Source organism: Oleiphilus sp. HI0132, assembly GCF_001635845.1.
Genome location: NZ_LWGJ01000721.1, coordinates 1 through 994, shown reverse-complemented (window position 1 = coordinate 994; position 994 = coordinate 1). Strand labels below are relative to the sequence as shown.

General features: G+C 47.6%; 2 protein-coding genes and 1 pseudogene. 2 read left to right on the top strand and 1 reads right to left on the bottom strand.

What is annotated here, in order from left to right; translation table 11 throughout:
• Positions 1–504: electron transport complex subunit RsxB (gene rsxB / locus A3766_RS08575; protein ID WP_068642083.1), on the top strand; the 504-nt coding region annotated here is incomplete at its 5' end.
• Entirely contained in the window at positions 501–782 is a 282-nt protein-coding gene (locus A3766_RS08570; protein ID WP_068642081.1) for a hypothetical protein, read from the top strand. The genes rsxB and A3766_RS08570, both read left to right, overlap by 4 nt.
• On the opposite strand, the pseudogene A3766_RS31960 reads toward A3766_RS08570, so the two are convergent.
• A pseudogene (locus tag A3766_RS31960) lies at positions 764–841 on the bottom strand (electron transport complex subunit RsxA); the annotation flags it as partial. The gene A3766_RS08570 and the pseudogene A3766_RS31960 sit on opposite strands and share 19 nt — an antisense overlap.
• Positions 842–994 lie beyond the last annotated feature (153 nt).

Genomic DNA, 994 nt, shown 5'->3' with positions numbered 1-994 from the left:
AAAGTTGATGGCAACCCAATCGTTGATCAGATCGACGGTTTATTACCTCAGACTCAATGTGGCCAATGTGGTCACCCAGGTTGCCGACCTTATGCTGAGGGTATTGCTGCGGGCGAAGATATCAACAAATGTCCTCCCGGTGGCGAAGCGACTATTCAGGCCCTGGCCGATTTATTAGACGTTGAACCGATGGCCTTGGATGCTGAGCACGGTGAAGAAAAAGCCAAGCAGGTCGCAGTAATTCGTGAAGATGAGTGCATAGGCTGCACTAAGTGTATCCAGGCGTGTCCTATCGATGCGATTTTAGGGGCGGCTAAGCACATGCATACAGTTATTGAATCTGAATGTACTGGGTGTGATTTGTGTGTAGAGCCTTGCCCGGTAGATTGTATCGATATGGTGCCAGTAGATAAGGGGCTATCAGCATGGCATTGGGACTTACCCAAGCCTGTACATATTATTGCTACGGATAAGTCTCAGCCTGTGGAGGTGCAGTCTGTATGAGTGCCATGACACAGAACAATACACAGATCATTGCCACGAGTGGACGTTCCTTATCAGACTTTCATGGTGGTATTCACCCGGCGGAAATGAAGTCGCTATCGAGCGAGACAGCGATTACTGAGGCGGGCATTCCGCCACTACTTGTTTTACCTTTACAGCAACATATTGGTCAAGCCTCCAAGGTCTTGGTTGAAGTGGGTCAACAAGTAAAAAAAGGCCAGTTATTGGCTGAAGCAGACGGTTATATCAGTGTCGGCTTGCATGCACCCAGAAACTGAACCAGTACAAAGTTATTCACCAGAATCGTACTGACAAGAATTAGCAAATATTCAGTCATTCATTTCTCTCTAAAATTGAGACCCGTTATTATCCTTTTTAGTGCCACAAACCCAACTACATGATTCTCATGCCTGGCTGTGCACCGGAATGAGGCTCAAGCAACCAGATATCTTTGCCACCAGGGCCTGCAGCCAATACCATGCCTTCCGAC

Excerpts from the sequence above, each read along its gene's own strand:
- A3766_RS08570 (WP_068642081.1), top strand. The coding sequence starts at position 501 with ATGAGTGCCATGACACAGAACAATACACAGATCATTGCCACGAGTGGA.